1 protein-coding gene is annotated in these 577 nt (G+C 53.9%); it reads right to left on the bottom strand.

Annotated features, from left to right (window positions below):
- Positions 1 to 7 precede the first annotated feature (7 nt).
- Positions 8 to 577: AEC family transporter (locus ACQY8X_RS21120; protein WP_428037094.1), on the bottom strand; the 570-nt coding region annotated here is incomplete at its 5' end.

The following is a 577-nucleotide window of genomic DNA, read 5'->3' as shown; positions in this document are numbered from 1 at the left end:
CGCAGCGTCAGTCGACCCAGATTTTCAGCAACGGCAAAATCACGGCCAAGGAAAGCAGCGAAAGGATAGTGGTGGACATAATAGCGCCGGAAGCCAGCTCAACCCGGCGCTCATACTGCCGGGCAAAAATAAACACCATTGAGCCTGTTGGCAAAGAGGACATCAGGACAACGGACGCAGCCCAGAATGGTTCCAGCTTCATCAGATAAACGACCAGCAAGGCAATTAACGGGTTCGCCACGACTTTAACCAGGGTTACCCAGACCAGCCGCCCGGTCTCGCCCTGAATTTTAATACCCACCAGTGATGCACCCATGGCAAACAGCGCCACAGGGGCTGCGGATGGCGCCAGCATCGACAACAGATTATTCACCGGAACAGGTAGCGGAATAGAAAAATAGGAAAACACTCCCCCGGCTATCGGGGCGATCAATACCGGATTTTTGAGAAACATCCGGGAGAACGTCTTCCAGGCGTTCTGCCAGTAGGTTCCACCGGAGCTTTTATTGCCCACCAGCGCCAGACCAGCAATAAACACCATGTTGGTGGATAACGTCGCAATCACAACCGGCACGGT

This window comes from Amphritea sp. (assembly GCF_050300915.1).
Classification (GTDB): domain Bacteria; phylum Pseudomonadota; class Gammaproteobacteria; order Pseudomonadales; family Balneatricaceae; genus Amphritea.
Note: the sequence above shows the minus strand (reverse complement) of the source record. Positions and strands in the feature narration are given on the sequence as shown.